Source organism: Citrobacter sp. C13, from assembly GCF_014596815.2.
GTDB classification, from domain to species: Bacteria; Pseudomonadota; Gammaproteobacteria; order Enterobacterales; family Enterobacteriaceae; genus Citrobacter; species Citrobacter portucalensis.
The window spans coordinates 116,201-132,064 of record NZ_CP115025.1; the positions used below are offsets into that span (position 1 = coordinate 116,201).

A 15,864-nucleotide genomic window follows, 5' to 3' on the forward strand; every position below is an offset into this window, starting at 1 on the left:
GTGGCTGTATTAAAGTGAAAAAGATGCTTAAACTGTTTTCATAATTCATAATTCACGAATAATAATCTTCACTGATCATCAGCTAAGAGGAAGAAATGGATCGCATTCAGGCTATGCAGATCTTTTTACGCGTGGCTGAAGCCGGGAGCTTCGTGCGGGCAGCAGAAACGCTTTCAATGCCCTCATCGACGGTAACCAGCACGATAAAAAGTCTTGAGAAGTATTTGCAGGTTCGCCTGCTTAACCGGACAACGAGGCGGGTCAGCCTTACCCCTGAAGGTATGCAGTATCTCGGTGAGTGCAGGGAGATACTTTCCTTAATCGAACATGCAGAATCCGGGCTGAAGGATGCCGGAGGGAGGCCAACGGGACGTTTACGCGTTGATATGCCGGGCGGGATAGCCCACTTCATCGTCATGCCAAACCTGAAAGATTTTTACCGGCTTTATCCGGATATTTATCTGATGATTGGCGTCAGCGACAGACAGGTGAATCTGGTTCAGGAGGGAGTTGACTGCGTGATCAGAACGGGAGAGCTTAATGACTCTACGCTTGTGGCCCGCCCACTAGGCCGGTTTCGGTGGATCACCTGCGCCTCTCCTGACTACCTCAAGGAATATGGTATTCCTCAAACCCCGGACGATATGTCAGAGCATCGGGCCATCCACTATATTTCCGGCTCGGGCAGGCGCACAGACGAGCTGCATTTCCTGCGTGGCACCGAAAATTTGTACGTGCCTGTAACAGGAAACGCAGCCGTTAACGAAACGGGACTCTACATTAAAATGTGTCTTGAAGGTTTTGGGCTGGCACAGCTGGCAGAAAGTATTGTTTCTGAGGATCTTAAGAAAGGCAGGCTTATTGAAGTTCTGGAAGACTGGCAACCTCCATCAGTTCCGGTCACATTGCTTTATCCGCATCAGCGGTTTCTTTCTCCAGCTGTTCGCGTTTTTGCTGACTGGGTTGCCGGACTATTTTCAAAAGGGTGACGTCCGGGTGTGAAATCACCGGCATGAAAAACTTATCCTGAAGTATTTATTATCATGCAGGTGTTGGGCTGGGTTGATCCTTTACCCTTCCCCCGGAAATGACAAGCCTTGTACTGAAAATATCGGGCATCGCTCTGGTTCAGGAATATGTCGCAATCAGGTGTTCGCTGAAACGGTGGATTTCATTTTCCACATCCGGCGATTTGACCACATCATTAGTGATGAAAGTGGGCAACGGGATCATGCCAAGGAACTGGTTTAGCTTATGAAAATGAAGATACATCCCGTCCACACCCTGACCCTCAAAGAACTGTTCCGGATCGGTAAAGGCTTCCAGGGGGGCATTCCAGGTCAGGGAAAGCATGTATTTTTTGTTCTGAAGAAGACCGCCCGATCCGTACTTTTTGGAGCCATCAGAACGTGTACGCCCATCACTTTCATAGAGGGCCCCCTGACCCGCCGTAAATACCTCATCGACCCATTTTTTTACCGTCCAGGGTTCACCCATCCACCATCCAGGCATCTGATAAATCAATACATCGCTGTTCAGAATTTTTGTGATCTCGTCGTGCGGTTCAAATTCGCAGTCAGCCTTGGTTACGCAGACGTTGTGCCCAAGTTTGCTCAGCACCTCACGCGCAGTATTGACATAGAGTTCGTTTAGCTCGCCTCTGGCAAAGTTAAAGCTTTTAGCGCCATTAATAATCAAAATATTACTCATAAAAATCACGCCTTTTCATAGTATTAGAAGCTGAATATTTAAAATAATCTTCTGCTTTAGCGACGGCAACAGTTACACTGCCGTGGCGCCAGGTTCGAGGCAGACGTTGCGTCCTGCGGCCAGCCCGGTACAGGCACCGGCCACCGTTATTGCAGCGGTCATCAGCAACGGTACTGTCCAGCCACCGGACCAGTCGTGGACTTTACCCAGCAACAGGGGACCCATCGCGGCCATCAGATAGCCTACGCACTGCGCCATGCCTGACAGTGCCGCAGCGTCGCCTGCATTTGTTGTCCGCAATCCGATGAAGGTCAGACCCAGCATCATGCTGGCACCACAACCAAACCCCAGAATGGCAGCCCACAGCATCGACAGGCCTGGTGTATATAACATTCCGATAATGGAGATTCCCGACAGCAGACTGACAAAAACGGCCGCCAGTTTCTGATCCTTAAGACGACGTAACGTGGCTGCAAGTATCAGCCCGGGTATCGCGGTAGTGAGCTGCAGCATCCCGTGTACAGCTCCTGCCCTTTCGGGGGTGATCCCGTTATCCGTAAGAATGGCCGGTAGCCATCCTACTGCCACGTAAAATGGCATGGCATTCAGCCCCATAAATAAAGTTACCTGCCATGCCAGGGGAGAGCTCCAGACTGAAACACTCACGGTCTGATTCTGACCTGAGAGCCTGAGCTTCTGATGATTGCTTAGTTGCGGAAACCACATAATCAGGGCAAGCGCTGGCGCTGCCACCAGGAGGGCGAGAGCAATATTCCAGCCAAAGTGTTGCGCAAGAGGAATGATAATGGCCGAACCCACTGCTCCTGCAGCCCCCATTGTAATGGAATAGGCCCCCGTCATTGAGGCGACATTTCCGGCAAAGTCACGCTTGATAAGACCTGGTAGCAGGACATTCCCCAGTGCGATACCGGTACCGATAAGGATCGTTCCGACATATAGCGCCCACATGCTGCCTGCAGAACGCAGCAAAATTCCCACTGAAATAACCAACAGTGCGCTGAAGAGGGTGCGCTCCAGACCAAATCGACGGGCAATAGCCGCACTCAAAGGCGAAAAAACAGCAAAGGCAAACAACGGCAATGAATTAAGCCATCCAACCGACGTTATACTCAGTTGAAAATGATCCTGAATGAGCGTTAAAACCGGTGCTATCGAAGTAAAAGGAACCCGCAGGTTGATGGCGATAAAAAGAATTCCTGACACAAGGGCGACAGAGTGCCATTTGCTTTTGGTATCTGACATATTTCACACGTTCTCTAAAAAAGAGTGACTTTAAGGAACATGTCCATTACAAAATATAGATAATAAGACAAAATATTGCTAAATCATGCCAAATCATAAAAAAGTGGTTTCCTCTCCTGACGAGTTTGATGCAGATTCGTTTCCCCAGCCAGCCATCGCTCTGCAGGCGGTGCAGGCTCAGGAGTATTCCGGCATCACCCCGCACGCTCATCGGAAAGGTCAACTTATCCTGTCCTTGTACGGAGCAGTGAGCTGCGAAGTTCAGAATGACCTGTGGCTTGTTCCTCCCCGACATGCTGTCTGGATCCCTGGCAATATGCTTCACCGTTGCCGAGTAACGCAGAATGCCCGCTCCTGTTTCCTGTTCGTCGAACCCGGTGCGGCTGTGACGCCTGAAATATGCTGTACGGTTGCCATAACGCCTCTTGTCCGCGAGCTCATTCTTTATCTTGCTGCAGAGGCTCCCTGTTATTCCCCTGAAAGTAAAGCGTCAAGACTCGCAGCTGTTCTCCTGGAGCAAATTCCGGATGCACCGGTGGAAGCACTCCATCTGACCGTATCAGATCATCCAAAAATCAGGCATATGGCTGAGGCACTTTTTGCAGATCCAGGTGACAGGGCGACGCTAAAGCAGTGGGCTGCGCGCCTGGCAACCAGCGAACGCTCGCTGGCAAGATTGATACAAGGTACGACGGGAATGAGTTTCGGACGCTGGCGCCAGCAGCTTCATCTTATGATTGCCCTGAATCATCTTGCCGAAGGTCAGTCGGTTCAAAGGGTATCAGGCACTCTGGGATATGACTCGGTAAGTGCCTTTATCACTATGTTTAAGAAAGCATTGGGGAAATCACCAACTCAGTATTTTTCTTCGCTGAATTGAAGGTTATCGCCAGTCTGAAGCTTGATGATCACTAACTAACTACGATGAATCTATATGGAGAAAGGCTTAATCCTTGAGAAGTGAGAATAAGGCTGAGGGGATGATCTTCGCTCAAAGCGGACACGAAAAACTGCATGAATGAAAAAGTAAACATTACGCGTTTGTTTTGAAAAAGGCCGGCTGGCATCTACTGGCAGGTCGAAAAATTCAGAACCTATAATCTTAACATGCTGATAACTTAATAACTTAATAACTTAGCTGGTTATCATGGCAGACTGATGCGATCACGTGCCGTTCGCAGTCGCGCCTCTCCCCGGCGATCGTACTGCTGGGTGGTGGCAACACTGGCATGGCCCATTGCATCCTTCACCGTTATCAGGTCTTCGCCGTTATCAAGCATCACGGTGGCAAAGGTTCTCCTCAGGTCATGCGGGGCACATTGCGGAATTCCGGCCTGGCCCTGACGTACCTGCAGAATATGGTATACAGCCTGGTCGGTAAGGCGGTCATTCGTCAGGGTGTCAAACCGACGTATGCGGGTGAACAACGGTCCGGGGTTTTCACCACGCACCTGATCGATCCAGAGCAGAAGGCGCTGCCAGGTTCCTTCAGGCATGTAGGCCAGTCGTTCCTTATTGCCTTTTCCAAGCACTCTGAAGGCCCTCTCAGACGTGACAATGTCACTTAAACTGAGGCCAACAGCTTCAGAACGGCGCAGACCACAGCCTAGCAGTACGCCCAGTATGGCCGCATCCCGTACCCCGAGGCTACTCCGATCAGCGTCGCAGGCGGCAAATAGCTGACGTACTTCTTCCGCCGGCAAGGCACGGCCACGAGGTAGGCGACTCCCGCGAAAATTCCGCACCGCGCGGATATGTTGAAAGCTCTCCACATCCATCAGCCTCAGCATCCAGGCCTCTTTTGCCACACCCTTCAGCGCGGCAAGGTAGGTGTTAACGGTAGCCGTGGCGCGACCGGTATCGCGCAGGAGCTCAGTGATCCCCATGACATGGTGCCGGCGCAGGCTTCCCCAGCTACAGGTATCAGCACTGGAAGCACCGAGCATCCGGGCCACGATCCCGAGGAAAGATGCCATGGTCTGACGACTGCGCGGAGAATTCAGGGAAAGAAGGTATGCACGTGCGGGACCGAGGGGACGCTCGCCGCCGGCTGGCAACGGCCATAATTCACTTTCAGGTATCAGCGGTGCCAACTCCGGTAACGAACTCGCATCATCGTCTGTCATCCGGCACTCTCCCGGGCCGGAAAATGCCCGGCGCGCTGTGTGAAAAAACGGGCCCGATTGCCCATGTGAAGTCTATCGCAGAGAGTCTACTTTCTCAAACATACATTTTAATAAGTAAAGAAAAAAATTGATAAGAAAAAGGAAAATGATAGGATAAATCTTAATTGACGATAAAAATGGAAATTGAAAATGAGTGTTAATGAAAGAAAAGTTTTATGTACTATTGATCAAGCTTTTTATGGAGAGCGCGAAGACCAATTTGGTAAGTTGAAAGCGTATTATGAAGTATTTAGTAATGGAGAAATAATACCAATCAATCAAAGCGAATTTTTTTGCGAAACCGAGCAAGTATTCGTAACAGGAGGTTTTTCAGAAATTAAGGAAAAATTCAAAGACAACTTATTTGAAGCAACTTGCTCCCCAACAAACTTCGAAAAAAAAGAGGGAGATTGCAAATATGTAACTAGATTTAATTCTTGTGAAGAAATAAAAGGCCTTCAAGTTAGTCAAATTATAAGTGGTAAACTTCCGGTACCAGAAAGCCCACTTTTAGTGACAGAGACTAAACCGACAACAAAGACAATAGTTATTGAGGAAGATGATTATATCTTTGGCCCATTCGACTTTTTAGCATCTCATGATGAGTCATCTGATACATTTACATTAACTTTAAAGCCTATAAACACTCCACTAAATAGAATACCTCAATATCATATCGGAAGGATTGGCATTCAGAAATGTATAGCAAATATAGCAAGCAACAATAAAAACAACACTTCATATTTATCAAATATAAAAAGAAACCTTGAGCAAGTTGATGAAGTTATTGATTTTATTTCAGACGATCAAATTATATCAACATACGGAAACAAGATAGCGCAAAATTCCGACATAAGAAGCTTTACTAAAGGAACAATATCTCAAATACGAAAGCATTTTTCATCCTCAAAGGAATTCAGAGCATTTCCTCAAAGATTTAACCGGCTTTTTAACTGCCTCGAAAATGCAGAGGGGTGGGATGAAACAAGAGTAGAACTTCTTGATAGCTTTATATCTACCGATAAAGGAAAACAAATTGTTAAAAGTTTCATTGAAGAAAACAGAGAAGTTTTTTTTAAGGAAGAGAAAGAGAATTTAACTCGGAGATTAAACAACGAAACTTCTAAGTTAACTGAAATTATATCCGAGCTTAACACGAAGAAAGAATCTCTTGAACTTGAAATAAGAAAAAAAACTCGTGAGCGAAATGACATTGAAATAAATAATACAGACTCGCTCCCGGGACTTACTGAAGAAGCTCAGAAAAAGCTTGATCTACAATTATCAGAACAAAGGCATAAACTTGAAAGTTTGAACACCGATATATCTACAAAAGAAGAAAGACTTTCAAAACTAGTAAATCTTGAAAAACTGACCACTGAAATAGATGATCTAGAGAAGGATCGTGATAGAGCGCGTGATAGAATGAAGCGCATGCAAGAGCAAGTTGACGAGGTAGCTTCAAAATTAAAAGAGAGTAATGAAGCTCTAACCAGTCGTCTTGTAAAACTTAAACCCGACGTTGATGCCCTTTGTGGTGTCAGACCAAGAAGTGATTCTAAAAAAAGAGATTTCAATGTTACGATTAGAAAGCAACCTAATAAGATTGGCATGGAAGATTTACGTGAAGAGATTATCGATAGTGTGCTCGATTCTTTAAATAAACAAGGACGAAAAACAGATTATTCTACGGCTGCAAATATTCTAACTACTATCTCACAAACGCAATTTACTCTATTTAGCGGATTGCCTGGAACAGGTAAAACCTCCCTTGCAAAAATGCTGGGAAATTGTTTAGGCCTTCAGAATCGATTATTAAACATACCTGTAGCAAGAGGTTGGTCATCATTCAGGGATGTTCTTGGTTTCTATAATGCCTTATCGCAGTCATTTACATCGTCATCTACAGGGTTATATGAATTCCTAACTCACTTACATAACGAAAAGATTAGTAATGTCGATTCTGCGGCCGCAATTATTCTTTTAGATGAATTTAACCTATCACAACCGGAACATTATTTTAGCCCGTTCTTGGAGATGGCAGATCCTGAATCGCAACGATCCCTTTCTACAGGTAATCCTGACGAGCCATACTTATTGGTACCCGACTATCTTAGATTTTTAGGGACAATAAACCAAGATGAAACCGTACAAACACTGACACCTCGATTATTAGATCGGGCTGCGATTATCAACTTCGATGACTTTGAACATAACTATGATGTTGTCATTAAAGAGTCCGAAGTTAAATCAAATATGATAATGGAAGCAATATCTGGTAATGACTTTATCAAAGCTTTTCAGCCAACAAGTTTAGAAATACCGCAAGATGTAGAGCAAACCCTATCATCAATAATAAGTGTTTTACGCGATGATAGATTGGAATTTGGCATTCCAATTATTGTTTCATACAGAAAAATAAAGGCTATAAGATATTATTATAACATCGCGGGTCCGTTAATGTCGATGGAGAGTCGATACTTAGCATTGGACTACGCAATATCTCAACACATATTACCTCTATTAAATGGTTATGGGCAAGGGTTCGGTAAAAGATTAGAAACTCTGTTGAATATACTTCCTGAGGAAATGGAGAGATCTTGCCGCTTACTTAAAAGAAGCATCAATCATGGAAGTCAAAATCTTTTTGGATATGGAAATAATTTATGATTGATTGTTACGCTAATATCTATAGTGGTACTGATGAGTTTAGAATACCTTTAATGGACAGCGGTTGTTATGAGGTAAGAGAAAATGACAAATTAGTATTCCACTTAATTTTAAGTGAACAAGAGTTTCTTAATATTGGTGAGCCTATTTTGTTAATCGGTGATATTCCAACGAAATTTATTAGAAATGATAACTCCCCATACGGGGAGTATCATTTTGTATCTAGCGAGCCGTCATACTCTCATTCTTCGCGTTATTTCTTTAATTTCTTTGGTGAAAGCGAGGTTACTATCTGCTTTGATAAAGCGGAAGCAAAACCATTAATATTTAAATTTAACATTTTAGCAAGAAAAGAAAATGCAAAATTAGCTGAAGAGATGTTAGGGTTTATTAGTGATAATGTCGATGATGCTGCAGCCATATGCTTTTCGAGAAGTAAGAATGGAGGTGGTTTTAATAGCGAGGATGAACATAAGTTTAGTAAGTACGATGCTGTTATCCACGCAGTGAAATATTTATCGAGAACATTACCAGCTTTTGTTAACGATAAGAAAGCTCACTGGAAGCAGATGGTAATCCTATCTCAAAATGGTCAGCCAACGGGGCCTGATTCTGTATACTGGGCACTTACGAATTTAGATAAATTATCTCCTTCTACAGCAGATAACTATAACATATATTTTAACAACCGTGGTTATCATTTTGATGAACAACCCAAGGAAGTACTTATAGATGACACTAATGTTTATGAAAATATTGTAATAAACTCTTTTTTATATAATGCTGATAAATTCTTACTTGCGCTAATAAAGCATTATACGGAGTTCACAGGTAAAGAGATGATTTATTCTGATACAGAATACGTCCGCTTTGACCATACAATGTCCAAATATGCGAAAATAGCTTTGAAAATGCGTATAAAGGATATCGAAGACAATCATGAGCTTGTAAAAAAACTTATATATAGTTATAGAAAAATCATAAACTCGAGGATTAATCCCAACATTAGCCCAAGAATCACATCTTTTGTGGCTAAAAAAGCACATTACCGAGAAGCTTTTAGATTAATAAACATCGCGAATCTATCAACAGCACCTGCTTTTGACGACACTAATTTTCTTTTCGGCCTGAAAAACCTTTCCATTGTATATGAGATAACCAGCCTTATAATGCTCCATAAAAGCATTTCTGAAATTTTCGAAGTAAGTTTGAGTCTGCAAACATACAGAGATTATTCAGAATCCAATGGGTTCGGTGGGGCCGTGGTTAACAGGCCAACCGGTGTAGTCAATAACCACTTCATGTTTTCTGGAGATAGTTTTCAGGTAGAGCTTTTTTATGAACCAAAGATATTTCCGATGACGAACTCATCACGACCAGGTGATTTAATAGATACTAGTAATTCCTTTGCCACCACTCTTTATGGCAAGCACCATTTTTGCCCTGATTTTGTGATAAAAATCCATTCAAAAAAATGGAAAAAATCTTTAACATTGATTATTGACGCTAAGTATAAAGATGCGCGCAATGTAAGAGATTACGACATTCCAAAACTAATACCGCGCTATCTTTTTAATATTCACTCTTTATCAAATGATAATTCAGTTACCCCTATTGACTTACTGATTTTGTTATTCCCGCATGATAAAGCAGGAACGCTTGTAAAAACAGTTTCTTCAAAACATTTCATTACGGGGTCACATCCAGCTTTACCACAAGCGATCGGGACAATATATGCTCCATCTAATAATGGACTTGATGATAAACTAAGAAGCTTAGTGCAATATTATAATCTAAAGATGATGTAGCTTACCGAAGGCGGCTATCTTCTTAAATTGCCGCCATTATTTACCTTACTAAGAAATCTCCACAGGGTTTTGGGTATGTCATCTAGATGATCTTAGGGGGGAGCAATATTCCAGAGAAGTAGGAACTCAACGGCCCCTAGAATTATCGTAATGACCTCCTCAATTACCCTTTAAACCAACACGACCCGTTAACAATGACAGGCTTCGGGCCACACTCCGTAAAGCTACCCGGTGCTGACCTGCTCCCCGTTGATTAGTACACCCCGATGTTAGTAATGTCTTCATCTGCAACGTGAGGACATCCCCATGAAGAAGCGTTTTTCCGACCAACAGATCATCAGTATTCTCCGCGAGGCTGAAGCCGGGGTATCTGCCCGTGGGTGATGCTGCCAACTTACTGATTTAGTGTATGATGGTGTTTTTGAGGTGCTCCTGTGGCTTCTGTTTCTATCAGCTGTCCCTCCTGTTCAGCTACTGACGGGGTGGTGCGTAACGGCAAAAGCACCGCCGGACATCAGCGCTATCTCTGCTCTCACTGCCGTAAAACATGGCAACTGCAGTTCACTTACACCGCTTCTCAACCCGGTACGCACCAGAAAATCATTGATATGGCCATGAATGGCGTTGGATGCCGGGCAACCGCCCGCATTATGGGCGTTGGCCTCAACACGATTTTCCGCCATTTAAAAAACTCAGGCCGCAGTCGGTAACCTCGCGCATACAGCCGGGCAGTGACGTCATCGTCTGCGCGGAAATGGACGAACAGTGGGGATACGTCGGGGCTAAATCGCGCCAGCGCTGGCTGTTTTACGCGTATGACAGGATACGGAGGACGGTTGTGGCGCACGTATTCGGTGAACGCACGTTGGCCACGCTGGGGCGTCTTATGAGCCTGCTGTCACCCTTTGACGTGGTGATATGGATGACGGATGGCTGGCCGCTGTATGAATCCCGCCTGAAGGGAAAGCTGCACGTAATCAGCAAGCGATATACGCAGCGAATTGAGCGGCATAACCTGAATCTGAGGCAGCACCTGGCACGGCTGGGACGGAAGTCGCTGTCGTTCTCAAAATCGGTGGAGCTGCATGACAAAGTCATCGGGCATTATCTGAACATAAAACACTATCAATAAGTTGGAGTCATTACCCAACTTACTGATAGTGTTTTATGGGCACTGTTGCAAATAGTCGGTGGTGATAAACTTATCATCCCCTTTTGCTGATGGAGCTGCACATGAACCCATTCAAAGGCCGGCATTTTCAGCGTGACATCATTCTGTGGGCCGTACGCTGGTACTGCAAATACGGCATCAGTTACCGTGAGCTGCAGGAGATGCTGGCTGAACGCGGAGTGAATGTCGATCACTCCACGATTTACCGCTGGGTTCAGCGTTATGCGCCTGAAATGGAAAAACGGCTGCGCTGGTACTGGCGTAACCCTTCCGATCTTTGCCCGTGGCACATGGATGAAACCTACGTGAAGGTCAATGGCCGCTGGGCGTATCTGTACCGGGCCGTCGACAGCCGGGGCCGCACTGTCGATTTTTATCTCTCCTCCCGTCGTAACAGCAAAGCTGCATACCGGTTTCTGGGTAAAATCCTCAACAACGTGAAGAAGTGGCAGATCCCGCGATTCATCAACACGGATAAAGCGCCCGCCTATGGTCGCGCGCTTGCTCTGCTCAAACGCGAAGGCCGGTGCCCGTCTGACGTTGAACACCGACAGATTAAGTACCGGAACAACGTGATTGAATGCGATCATGGCAAACTGAAACGGATAATCGGCGCCACGCTGGGATTTAAATCCATGAAGACGGCTTACGCTACCATCAAAGGTATTGAGGTGATGCGTGCACTACGCAAAGGCCAGGCCTCAGCATTTTATTATGGTGATCCCCTGGGCGAAATGCGCCTGGTAAGCAGAGTTTTTGAAATGTAAGGCCTTTGAATAAGACAAAAGGCTGCCTCATCGCTAACTTTGCAACAGTGCCTGAAAGTGCCCCACGTTACCACATCCAATAACTGCCGTTCTCAGCATGATGATGTCCCCCCGGATCGTCAACGACGTTTTTATTTTTACCTCAAGGTTATGTTATCGGTAACAATACACGGATGCTTTATTATGGATCCAGTCAGGAGAATAATAAATTAAGGTTCCGTGATAACAGTCACAATAGTCTGTACGTTTTTTTATGGTATCTCTGATACCGGTATTTTTATATAAAACAGGTCTGAAAAGTTAACGGGCGGTAGTATGGTTGTTTCTGGCAGAATTACCGGTTAACCACTGGAAAGTCTGCCCCTGTCATTCTGTCTGTGTGTTAAATCCGTTGTGGTGGTACACGGGTATACTCCTGTTGTTTCGAATGTAATTACCTATAACCGGGTACACCCCCCATTCGGGGGGCAGATGCGGATGTCTTTCCTTTCCGGAACCTCTGTTTTCGGGGCTCCCCGGGTAACCCGGGCGGAAGAGGGGTTAGCGCTACCGGGTCCGGTGACAGCACAAAAATTGTGTCAGCGCAACGTCACGAATTGATAAATGCTGTCGGGTAAAACGTGATCATGGTCACAGTCTGAGCTCGCTTTTCCCTTAAACTCCCGGTAGGTGTTCAGCCTGTATTTTTATTATTTATTCCCGGATTATTTTATTTAAGTGCCGGAAACCAGTCCTGCATTTAAATATGAAGAGCCCGGGTGAGTATCCTTACCACCACTATTAAACAAGGGAAGTTATATGTCGACTTATTATTTTTTACCCACGCGTAATGTCTTTGGCGAGGGGAGTGTTCAGGAAGCCGGTAGCCTTGCCAAAACATTAAATGTAAAAAAAATTCTTATTGTGACAGATGCCTTCCTTGCCGGAAGTGGTATGGCGGACAGGGTTGCGGAGATTTACAGACAGGCGGGGATTGGTGTGCATATATTTGGAGGCGCAGAGCCCAACCCGACGGATAAAAATGTTGCCGAAGGGATCAAATCGTACCGGGAGAATGACTGTAACGGCATCGTTTCCCTCGGCGGGGGCTCCTCTCACGACTGTGCAAAAGGGATCGGCCTGATTGCCGCTAACGGCGGAAATATCCGTGACTTTGAAGGTGTGGATAAATCCGTTAATGACATGATCCCGCTGATGGCCATCAATACCACTGCGGGTACTGCCTCTGAAGTCACCCGGTTCTGCATTATTACGGATACCGCGCGTAAGGTGAAGATGGCGATTGTGGACTGGCGTGTGACTCCGCAAATTTCTATCAACGATCCTGAACTGATGGTCGGCATGCCTCCTTCATTGACGGCCGCTACCGGGATGGATGCGCTGACCCATGCGATTGAGGCGTATGTTTCCACGATGGCCAATCCGCTTACAGATGCGGCTGCACTAAAAGCCATTAAAATGATCACCCAGTACCTGCCCAAGGCCGTGGCCAACGGGGAGTATATGAAGGCCAGGGATAACATGGCGTATGCGCAGTATCTGGCGGGGATCGCATTCAATAACGCATCGCTGGGCTATGTGCATGCTATGGCGCACCAGTTGGGGGGCTTTTACAACCTGCCGCACGGCGTGTGTAATGCGATCCTGCTGCCTTACGTGGAGTCGTTCAATTTAATCGGCAACCTTAACCGTTTCAGAGATATTGCGGAAGCGATGGGAGAGGAAGTGGACGGTCTGTCAACGGACGAGGCGGCGGTGAAAGCCATCAGCGCCATTCAGCGTCTGGGTAAACAGGTTGGGATCCCGCGCTCTCTGAAGAGCCTGGGCGTTAAACCGGAGGACTTTGCGGTAATGGCGGAGAATGCGAAAAAGGATGTTTGCCAGCTCACTAACCCGCGTAAGGCTACTCTGGAGCAGGTTATTGAACTTTACCGCCAGGCCTATGAAGGCGAGGCTATCGAGTAACCCGTTCCGGAAAAGGGCGCGGTGCGGAGAAACCGGCACCGGCCTTCGGCGGCCCCGTAACGGTTTTTTGCCGGAGTGGGGCCGCCTGCCCTGACCGACGGGATCGTCTTCCCCTTATGCTCCCGGTAGAGCGCTATCGGTGTATCCTGAATAAGAAAAATCCTGTTGTCTCATTAATGTGATTTAGATCATGTCATCTTCCGGACATTCTGCCCGATCCTGAATCGTCACCCCAGGTTATGCCCGATGGCGTGTCCGGCTTATCCGGGCTGACGGGGACGGTATCAGACCCCTTTACTATTGATTAAATTGTTTATCCTGGTGTGTGCTCGGGCCGGAAGCGCTCAGGGTAAACGGATGAACACATAAGGAGCACAGAGTCGGGATTATGTCGGATATTATCAGTGATGCTGTCGCTGAATCGCTGGAAAATTCAGCACTATGGCGCAGGGCGGCAACCCGTTGGCTGGAAGTGATGTGGTGTTGCCAGACAGATGAAGAGCGGGAATGGATCAGCCGCAGACGAAGTTACTGCTATTCAAAAATTACGCCTGTCCTGCGGACAAAGCCGGCAGGGATCCGGGATGTCAGTCGTGCTGCCAGCCTGGCTCTGGAAAATATGGGGATCAAACAGCCCGATGGCTCAGCGTTCAGGTCTCATCCGGACCGTCTCGCCAGGAAGTTACAACGGTGATACCGGGCCGGGCAGGACCGGGGATGGTGTTGTGCGCTGAAGGATGAAACGCCGGGAGAGGGCCACGCCTGAGGGTGTCCTGTTCTGCCGAAGTGGTGGTTTATGCTGTCGTTTTAATATGATTTGTGTCGTCCGCTCTCTTTCCCCGCATGCCTGATATTCTGCAGGGGGATGTTACTGAGGAAGAACATAAATAAGGCCGCATCTGCGGCCGGAGGGTCTACGGAGACGTAAGCGCAGGATGATATTCAGGCACGACTCCATGAACCATGCTTCAGGCATTGCTGGTAAAAAATACTGATCAGCTCTTCTTCTGTCGGTGGGGTGTCCCGTGTTATATGTATTCGTGCCGAAATAAACGTATTATCAGAATTTCCCACCAAGGGTCGCAGAACGCCGGACCGGAATATGATGCCACCAAATGCCTTCGCCAGTTCCACATCGTTACCGTACTCTATGTCGGTAAGTACCGCCAGCCCTCCCTGAATATCCCGTAACGCGCCTTTCTTTCTGGCTATACATACAATGTATAACTGTATTTCAGGACGCAGCCAGGCCTGTTGAACAAAACCTTCCTGATAACGCACGCGATAGTGTGTGATTTGGCCGGGATCAACACCTGTGCGGAAATAGAGTAGTGGTAAAGGGGTCTGCTTGGAAAACGGAATCTATGGTCACTCCCGTTTTTGCAACACCGATTTTGACGACAAGTTGGCTTGCTTGAATCTATCCGGCGTCTGAATGGGATTTTATTCCCGCGCCTCGATGAGTTCCGCGCCTGATGAACCTCCAGAAAATATACGGCTTCAATGAGCCTTTCCGTTTTACAGGTTCCTCAACAGGCCGGTGGGCCGTTAGTATCATCAATATCAGTATTCGCAAAACCAGATGAATGATTGTTTAAACTGGTGTATTTCTGCCTTTATGCTTCGTAAGTTTGCTGTCGCGCCGTCAGTGCCCAGGCTATTCTGGCCAGCTTGTTTGCCAGAGCACAGGTGACGACAAAGTTGCTTTTCCGACACAACAACTCCCTGACCCAGTCGGCCAACTTGCCAGACTGGTGTTCCAGTTTTTGTATGAATACCCTGGCACACTGAACCAACAAAGTTCGGATCTTTTTGTTGCCCCGCTTGCTAATCCCTAACAATGTCGTCCGACCTCCCGTGCTGTACTGTCGGGGTACCAGCCCTGTTGCCGCCGCAAAGTCACGGCTGCTGGCGTACTGCTTCCCGTCGCCAATCTCAGTTGAAATAGTACTGGCAGTCAGCGTTCCAACGCAGGGAATACTCAGCAAGCGCTGTCCAACCTCATCTTCGTCCAACTTTCGTTTCAACTGAGATTCCAGATCTTTAATCTGCTCAACAAGATAGTGATAATGCTGTTGTAATTTCAGCAGTAACTGGCTGAGATAAAGAGGCAAACTACTGTCCTCAAGAAGGGTACTCAGTCGACTAATAACGGCAGCACCTCGCGGAACGCTGATACCAAATTCCAGCAGAAAAGCATGCATCTGATTAGTTGTTTTCACCTTATCCTGAACCAGGGATTCACGGACACGATGCAGAGCTCGCATTGCCTGCTGAGATTCGGTTCTGGGCTGCACGAAACGCATAGATGGACGTGATGACCTGCCCCCACGATTAGATACAAC

General features: G+C 46.6%; 11 protein-coding genes and 1 pseudogene. 8 read left to right on the forward strand and 4 right to left on the reverse strand.

The genetic code is table 11. The features are described 5' to 3' along the window. Positions 1–95: 95 nt before the first annotated feature. Positions 96–989, forward strand: coding sequence for a LysR family transcriptional regulator (locus IB222_RS23905; protein WP_040078782.1), 894 nt, complete (start codon positions 96–98; stop codon positions 987–989). Between the two features lie 139 nt (positions 990–1,128). Here IB222_RS23905 and IB222_RS23910 read toward each other — a convergent pair whose 3' ends face one another. Both IB222_RS23910 and IB222_RS23915 read right to left on the reverse strand, forming a co-directional pair. Then, complete coding sequence (locus tag IB222_RS23910; protein WP_149385142.1) at positions 1,129–1,710, reverse strand: NAD(P)H-dependent oxidoreductase; 582 nt, start codon at positions 1,708–1,710, stop codon at positions 1,129–1,131. Between the two features lie 72 nt (positions 1,711–1,782). Continuing rightward, positions 1,783–2,973 carry an MFS transporter gene (locus IB222_RS23915; RefSeq protein ID WP_149385141.1) on the reverse strand — a complete coding sequence of 397 codons (1,191 nt, stop codon included), beginning with the start codon at positions 2,971–2,973 and terminating at the stop codon, positions 1,783–1,785. A gap of 85 nt (positions 2,974–3,058) precedes the next feature. Here IB222_RS23915 and IB222_RS23920 point away from each other — a divergent pair, with 85 nt between their 5' ends. Beyond that, a complete protein-coding gene (locus tag IB222_RS23920) occupies positions 3,059–3,853 on the forward strand; it encodes a helix-turn-helix transcriptional regulator (RefSeq protein ID WP_040078785.1) in 795 nt (264 codons plus the stop codon). 265 nt (positions 3,854–4,118) lie between these two features. On the opposite strand, the gene IB222_RS23925 is transcribed toward IB222_RS23920, so the two are convergent. Continuing rightward, on the reverse strand, positions 4,119–5,099 hold the full coding sequence (locus IB222_RS23925; protein WP_149385140.1) for a tyrosine-type recombinase/integrase: 981 nt from the start codon (positions 5,097–5,099) through the stop codon (positions 4,119–4,121). A 189-nt stretch (positions 5,100–5,288) separates the two neighbouring features. Here IB222_RS23925 and IB222_RS23930 point away from each other — a divergent pair, with 189 nt between their 5' ends. The 6 genes from IB222_RS23930 (at position 5,289) to IB222_RS23955 (ending at position 14,213) form a co-directional block, all read left to right on the forward strand. Further along, the gene (locus IB222_RS23930; protein ID WP_223240939.1) at positions 5,289–7,808 is read left to right on the forward strand and encodes an AAA family ATPase; all 2,520 of its coding nucleotides are present in this window, start codon (positions 5,289–5,291) and stop codon (positions 7,806–7,808) included. Beyond that, positions 7,805–9,616 (forward strand): nuclease domain-containing protein, encoded by a 1,812-nt coding sequence (locus tag IB222_RS23935; RefSeq protein WP_149385139.1) that lies wholly within the window; start codon positions 7,805–7,807, stop codon positions 9,614–9,616. Before IB222_RS23930 ends, IB222_RS23935 begins: the two co-directional genes overlap by 4 nt. Positions 9,617–10,050: 434 nt before the next feature. Continuing rightward, positions 10,051–10,748, forward strand: a protein-coding gene (locus tag IB222_RS23940) for an IS1 family transposase (RefSeq protein ID WP_225386177.1) whose coding sequence is annotated in 2 segments (ribosomal slippage) — positions 10,051–10,300 and positions 10,300–10,748 — 699 coding nt in all. Because the reading frame shifts where the segments join, the coding sequence is not laid out codon by codon here. A gap of 101 nt (positions 10,749–10,849) precedes the next feature. After that, positions 10,850–11,554, forward strand: a complete 705-nt coding sequence (locus IB222_RS23945; protein WP_001067855.1) for an IS6-like element IS26 family transposase — start codon at positions 10,850–10,852, stop codon at positions 11,552–11,554. 798 nt (positions 11,555–12,352) lie between these two features. Then, a complete protein-coding gene (locus IB222_RS23950) occupies positions 12,353–13,519 on the forward strand; it encodes an iron-containing alcohol dehydrogenase (RefSeq protein WP_099973643.1) in 1,167 nt (388 codons plus the stop codon). Between the two features lie 388 nt (positions 13,520–13,907). After that, positions 13,908–14,213: a PerC family transcriptional regulator gene (locus IB222_RS23955; RefSeq protein WP_099973644.1), complete on the forward strand. Its 306-nt coding sequence runs from the start codon at positions 13,908–13,910 to the stop codon at positions 14,211–14,213. A gap of 922 nt (positions 14,214–15,135) precedes the next feature. On the opposite strand, the pseudogene IB222_RS23960 reads toward IB222_RS23955, so the two are convergent. Continuing rightward, positions 15,136–15,840: pseudogene (locus tag IB222_RS23960) on the reverse strand (IS110-like element IS5075 family transposase); the annotation flags it as partial. Between the last annotated feature and the right edge of the window lie 24 nt (positions 15,841–15,864).

What these genes read in the sequence shown, in the direction of transcription:
- IB222_RS23905 (WP_040078782.1), top strand. Translation starts at nt 96, where the DNA reads ATGGATCGCATTCAGGCTATGCAGATCTTTTTACGCGTGGCTGAAGCC.
- IB222_RS23910 (WP_149385142.1), bottom strand. Translation starts at nt 1,710, where the DNA reads ATGAGTAATATTTTGATTATTAATGGCGCTAAAAGCTTTAACTTTGCC.
- IB222_RS23915 (WP_149385141.1), bottom strand. Translation starts at nt 2,973, where the DNA reads ATGTCAGATACCAAAAGCAAATGGCACTCTGTCGCCCTTGTGTCAGGA.
- IB222_RS23920 (WP_040078785.1), top strand. Translation starts at nt 3,059, where the DNA reads ATGCCAAATCATAAAAAAGTGGTTTCCTCTCCTGACGAGTTTGATGCA.
- IB222_RS23925 (WP_149385140.1), bottom strand. Translation starts at nt 5,099, where the DNA reads ATGACAGACGATGATGCGAGTTCGTTACCGGAGTTGGCACCGCTGATA.
- IB222_RS23930 (WP_223240939.1), top strand. Translation starts at nt 5,289, where the DNA reads ATGAGTGTTAATGAAAGAAAAGTTTTATGTACTATTGATCAAGCTTTT.
- IB222_RS23935 (WP_149385139.1), top strand. Translation starts at nt 7,805, where the DNA reads ATGATTGATTGTTACGCTAATATCTATAGTGGTACTGATGAGTTTAGA.
- IB222_RS23945 (WP_001067855.1), top strand. Translation starts at nt 10,850, where the DNA reads ATGAACCCATTCAAAGGCCGGCATTTTCAGCGTGACATCATTCTGTGG.
- IB222_RS23950 (WP_099973643.1), top strand. Translation starts at nt 12,353, where the DNA reads ATGTCGACTTATTATTTTTTACCCACGCGTAATGTCTTTGGCGAGGGG.
- IB222_RS23955 (WP_099973644.1), top strand. Translation starts at nt 13,908, where the DNA reads ATGTCGGATATTATCAGTGATGCTGTCGCTGAATCGCTGGAAAATTCA.